The 5331-nt window shown below is 63.3% G+C and carries 6 protein-coding genes and 1 pseudogene; 3 read left to right on the plus strand and 4 right to left on the minus strand.

Going from position 1 to position 5331, the window contains the following annotated elements; translation table 11 throughout:
* Together ENZ75_RS19515 and ENZ75_RS19520 are read left to right on the plus strand one after the other, a co-directional pair.
* A partial coding sequence (locus ENZ75_RS19515) for an HlyD family secretion protein (RefSeq protein ID WP_164887873.1) occupies nt 1-445 on the plus strand: 445 nt, incomplete at its 5' end.
* A gap of 22 nt (nt 446-467) precedes the next feature.
* A complete protein-coding gene (locus tag ENZ75_RS19520; protein WP_063169717.1) occupies nt 468-2063 on the plus strand; it encodes a DHA2 family efflux MFS transporter permease subunit in 1596 nt (531 codons plus the stop codon).
* Nucleotides 2064-2261: 198 nt separating this feature from the next.
* Here ENZ75_RS19520 and msrB read toward each other — a convergent pair whose 3' ends face one another.
* The 4 genes from msrB to ENZ75_RS19545 form a co-directional block, all read right to left on the minus strand.
* Nucleotides 2262-2765, minus strand: coding sequence for a peptide-methionine (R)-S-oxide reductase MsrB (gene msrB / locus ENZ75_RS19530; RefSeq protein WP_013528493.1), 504 nt, complete (start codon nt 2763-2765; stop codon nt 2262-2264).
* A 212-nt stretch (nt 2766-2977) separates the two neighbouring features.
* A complete protein-coding gene (locus tag ENZ75_RS19535; protein ID WP_013528492.1) occupies nt 2978-3535 on the minus strand; it encodes a fasciclin domain-containing protein in 558 nt (185 codons plus the stop codon).
* A 221-nt stretch (nt 3536-3756) separates the two neighbouring features.
* Nucleotides 3757-4485, minus strand: a complete 729-nt coding sequence (locus ENZ75_RS19540) for an anti-sigma factor (protein ID WP_128278254.1) — start codon at nt 4483-4485, stop codon at nt 3757-3759.
* Nucleotides 4482-5021 (minus strand): sigma-70 family RNA polymerase sigma factor, encoded by a 540-nt coding sequence (locus ENZ75_RS19545; RefSeq protein ID WP_063169719.1) that lies wholly within the window; start codon nt 5019-5021, stop codon nt 4482-4484. The genes ENZ75_RS19540 and ENZ75_RS19545 overlap by 4 nt, the downstream gene beginning before the upstream one ends.
* Before the next feature lie 152 nt (nt 5022-5173).
* On the opposite strand from ENZ75_RS19545, the pseudogene ENZ75_RS35180 reads away from it, so the two are divergent.
* A pseudogene (locus tag ENZ75_RS35180) lies at nt 5174-5331 on the plus strand (amidase); the annotation flags it as partial.

A 5331-nucleotide genomic window follows, 5' to 3' on the forward strand; every position in this document is an offset into this window, starting at 1 on the left:
TTCCTTCACCGTGCTCAAGGCGCCATATGACGGCATCGTCGGCAACCGCTCGGTCGAGCAGGGCGACCTTGTCAGCCCCGGCCAGAAGCTCGCCGTCATCGTGCCGATGGACAAGCTCTACATCGTCGCCAACTTCAAGGAGACACAACTTGCCCGGCTGGTTCCCGGCGAGAAGGTCAGGATCTCGGTCGATGCGACCGACGGCCAGGACTTCGAGGGAACCGTTTCGTCGCTGGCGCCGGCTTCGGGTGCCGTGTTCTCGCTGCTGCCGCCCGAAAACGCCACCGGCAACTTCACCAAGGTCGTGCAGCGCGTTCCGGTCCGCATCGATGTGCCGGCCGATGCGCTGAAGAGCGGTAAGCTGCGCGCCGGCCTGAGCGTCGTCGTCGCCGTCGACAGCCGCGCCGCCCCATCCGGGTCGGCGTCAGTGGCAGCGTCGAATTGAGCGGCGGCCGGGGAGCAATGCCATGGCAACCGCAACCCTGACAGCAGGAGCGCCGCCGGCGAGGCCGGCTGTGCCTGACACCATTTCGACGCGGCGCGTCATCGCCTTCCTGGCGATGGTGTTCGGCATGTTCATGGCCATCCTCGACATCCAGATCGTCTCCGCCTCGCTGTCGGAGATCCAGGCCGGCCTGAGCGCCAGCTCCGACGAAATTCCGTGGGTGCAGACCGCCTACCTGATCGCCGAAGTGGTGATGATCCCGCTGTCGGGCTTTCTCAGCCGGATGCTGTCGACGCGCGTGCTGTTCACCATCTCGGCGGCAGGCTTCACCGCGGCCAGTGCGCTGGCGGCGACCGCCACCAACATCGACCAGATGATCGTCTACCGCGCCGTCCAGGGCTTCATCGGCGGCGGCATGATACCGAGCGTCTTTGCCGCTGCCTTCACCATCTTCCCGCCCTCGCGCCGCGCCGTCGTCTCGCCGATGATCGGCCTCGTGGCGACGCTGGCGCCGACCATCGGCCCGACCGTCGGTGGCTATATCAGCCATGCCATGTCCTGGCATTGGCTGTTCCTGGTCAATGTCGTGCCCGGCATCCTGGTGACAACGGCGGCCTGGATGCTGATCGACTTCGACAAGCCCAACCTCAAGCTGTTCAGCAAGTTCGACTGGTGGGGCCTCGCCGGCATGGCGGCCTTCCTGGGCTGCATGGAATATGTGCTCGAGGAAGGCCCCAACAATGACTGGCTGCAGGACCAGGGCGTCTTCATCTGCGCCGTCGTCATGACCGTCGGCGCGGTCCTGTTCTTCTGGCGCGTATTCACCGCCGAGGAGCCGATCGTCGACCTGAAGGCCTTCACCAACATCAACTTCGCCTTCGGCTCGCTATTCTCGTTCGTCATCGGCATCGGTCTCTACGGCCTGACCTATCTCTACCCGGTGTTCCTCGGGCGCATCCGCGGCTACGATTCGATGATGATCGGCGAGGCTCTGTTCGTCAGCGGCCTGGCGATGTTCTTCACCGCGCCGATCTCGGGCATCCTGTCGAACAAGATGGACCCGCGCCTGATGATGATGATCGGCTTCTTCGGCTTCGCCACCGGCACCTGGTGGATGACGCATCTGACCGCCGACTGGGATTTCTATGAGCTGCTCATCCCGCAGATCCTGCGCGGCTGTTCGATGATGCTGTGCATGGTTCCGATCAACAACATCGCGCTCGGCACCTTGCCGCCCGAGCGGCTGAAGAACGCGTCCGGCCTGTTCAATCTCACCCGCAACCTTGGCGGTGCCGTCGGCCTTGCGCTGATCAATACCGTGCTGATCGACCGCAACGCCTTCCACTACGCAAGGCTCTCCGAGCATGTGCAATGGGGCAGTGAAGCCGCGCAGACCAAGCTGCAGAACATGACCCGCAATTTCGAGCAGACCCCCGGCCTCGATGCGACAAGCGCTGCGATCTCCAAGTTGTCTGGCATGGTCCAGCAGCAGGCGGCGTTGCTGTCCTTCATGGACGTGTTCTTCATGCTGACGGTGCTGTTTGCGACGCTTGGCCTGTTCACCATGCTGATCCGCAAGCCGGCCGCACCGGGTGGCGGCGGCGGTGGGGGGCACTGATAGGGAGCAATTCCAGGAAAAGTGTAAGGCGGTTTTCCCGGGAAAAGCGCGCAGCGCTTTCCCTTGGAGATTGCGACAAGACAAGGATACGTGGGCAGCGGTTTCGGGAAGCTCCTCCAGTCCACGCCCGAAAAGCTCTGACCGCGTAAAAAACTCCGGGCCGCAAGCCCGGAGTTTTTTGCATTCGGGTCTATGGACTCAGGCCGTGGCCGGTTTGAAGGTCAGCGCGACGCCGTTGATGCAGTGGCGCAGGCCGGTCGGCGCCGGACCGTCGTCGAAGACATGGCCGAGATGGCCGCCGCAGCGGCGGCAATGTGCCTCGGTACGCGTCATGCCGAGCGACCTGTCCACGGTCGTGCCGATCGCCTTGGGGATCTCTTGCCAGAAGCTCGGCCATCCGGTGCCGGAATCGAATTTCGTCTCCGACGAATAGACCGGCAGGTCGCAGCCGGCACAGGCGAAAATGCCCTTGCGGTGTTCGTTGAGCAGCGGGCTGGTGCCGGGGTACTCCGTGCCTTCCTTGCGCAGCACGTCGAAGGCGGCCGGCGACAGGATGGCTTTCCACTCGGCGTCGGTCTTGACGACCTCGAAGCTCTCGGCCGCTTGTGCTGCCTGCGGATCGCCCATGCGCAGCATCGTTGCCGCGGCCCCGATCACGCCGATGGCGGCGGCACCGCTCAAAAGAAAGTCGCGACGGTTCATGACCAGTTCCTCCTGATGTCCTTTTGCCAAACTACACCGCCGCGCGGAAATCAAAAGCCGGTGACGGTAGCCCCTCGAACGAACACTCCGCGCCCTCCCACATCCGAATGCAGGCGGGCGCGAAGTGCACGGGCCAATTGCGGATCACGGGAGCGGGATCGTGCAATCGACGGAGGGTCCTTGCCGTCAGTTCGCCGGCAGCAAGCCCCTTGTTACATCTTGGGCAAAAGAACCTTGTCGATGACGTGGATGACGCCATTGGACTGTTCGACATCGGCGATCGTCACATTGGCGACATTGCCGTTCTCGTCGGTGACCGTGACCTTGCCGCCGTCGGCCTTGAGCGACAATTCGCAGCCGCCGACCGTCTTGACCTTGTGGGTGCCGCCGTCAGCCTTGGCCATCGCGGCCACATCTGCTCCCATCGCCTTGGCGCCGATGACATGGCAGGTCAGGATCTTGGTGAGCTTGTCCTTGTTTTCTGGCTTGAGCAGCGTCTCGACCGTACCGGCCGGAAGGGCTGCGAAGGCTTCGTTGGTCGGCGCGAACACGGTGAACGGACCGGCGCCCTGCAGCGTCTCGACAAGGCCGGCGGCCTTCACGGCGGCGACCAGCGTGGTGTGATCCTTCGAGTTCACGGCGTTCTCGACGATGTTCTTGTTGGCATACATGGCGGCGCCGCCAACCATCGGGTTTTCGGCGTAGGCGGCGGTGGCAAGGGCCGAAACGGCGATCGTACCGGCGAGCAAAAGGGTGGCGTATCTACGCATGATGTCGAACTCCTCGGGTTTTTCTCTTCCCATTCTTGGGGACGCGAGGAGATACGGAACAAACTCGCCCGAGTTTCAGAAATATTGTGATTCTTGATTTTATCCACGGCGCAGAGGGATTTCCCGAGCCATCGGCCGCCTGCCGACATGCTGTCTATGGGCATGTTCAGCGAAGGATAGACTTATGATAGTCTGTTGTGATTTTTCAGGTGAAGAGCCGGTCAGATGCTCTTCAGGTCGCCAGCGGCAACCACCGGTCCGGTCGGCTGTCCGGTCGGCGAACCGCCCGACGGCTCGAGGCTGACGGCAAGCACCGCGCCCTGGGCAAGCTTCTGCTGGGCCGCCGGCGAGACGACGATATGTGCCGTAGCACCGGTCGGAATGACGCCCATCGAGACCGGCGGGTTCTTGCCCTCGATCATCCACAGCTCGAAGTCCTTGCCGGAAGCACGCTCACCGGAGACATGCGACAGGCCGACTTCGTGATGCGCGGCGTCGTAGACGGCAAGATATCTGACGTCGCTGCCTTCGGCGGCCAGCGAAGCGACGAGGCGCGCCTGCGGCTGCTCGAGCGGCGGGTTGAAGACGGGCACGGCGATGTAAATCGCCAGTGCCGCAACCGCGGCTGCGGCAAGGGCGCGCCAGAAGGCCAGGCTGGACCAAAGGCCGCCGCGCACTTCGGCGGGCCTGCTCACCGCGGCAGCGGTAGCGAACAGGCGGCGGTCGACCGCGGTCTTCACCGAAACCGGCGGCTCGACTTCCCGAAAGGCGGCGGCAAGCGGTGAGAGCCTGACCTCCCAGTCCTCGACAAGACGGGCGAAAACCGTATCCGCATCGATGCGGCGAGAGACGATCTGGCGTTCGTCGGCATCGAGCACGCCGAGAACGTACTCGGCGGCGAGCAGGTCGTCGCCTCCACGTTCCGGTCCTGTGTCTTCTGCCAGCGTCATCTTTCCAGGCATTCTCTGAGTTTCAACAGGCTGCGGCGCAGCCATGTACGCATCGTGTTCAGCGGCACGCCATGGCGCTCCGCCAGTTCGGCATAGCTCTCGCCCTTGAGATAGGCGCCCCGGACGGCTGCTGCCCGGTCCTTCTCCAGCTCATCGAGACAATGGTGGATACGTTCGGATTCGTCGCCCGCCACCGCCATCGCTTCAGGCCCCGGCGCCGGATCGGCCACGTCGAGCGCGGCATCGATGTCGGCGGCGGGGTTGCGCCGCGCTCTGATGCGATCGATCGCATGATTGCGCGCGATTGCCACCAGCCAGGAGATCGGGCTTAGATCGGAAACAGCAAAACGGTCGGCCTTCGTCCATATCTTGACGAAGACTTCCTGCAGCGCTTCTTCCGCGTCTCCCCGGTCGTTCAATACACGAAGACAGACGCCAAAAAGTTTCGCGCTGGTCTGCCGGTAAAGCAGATCGAACGCGGCCCGATCCTTCATCGAAGTCCGAACGATCAGCTTGGTGATGTCCTGCGGCGTCATTGCAGGCAAATTAGGCGATTGCCATGTATTTGCAACGACGGAAATAACCTTGTGCACGCCTAAGCTTTTGTGTGTCGCCGGCCCGGATCCGTCGGTCGATTGCCAATGGAATTGCCACTGGCTAGCTTGCCTTCATTGATGGGGGAGCGCGCATGTCGGTCGAACGGATCCTTTGGGAAGAAGATGCCACCGGCCTCGCCAATCTGGTCCGCAAGGGCGAGGTTTCGGCCGTCGAACTGACCGACGCCGCGATTGCCCGCGCCGAGGCCACCCGTCCCGACATCAATGCCACGGCCGAACCGCTCTACGA

This window comes from Mesorhizobium sp. M7A.F.Ca.CA.002.04.1.1 (genome assembly GCF_004022805.1).
GTDB classification, from domain to species: Bacteria; Pseudomonadota; Alphaproteobacteria; order Rhizobiales; family Rhizobiaceae; genus Mesorhizobium; species Mesorhizobium ciceri.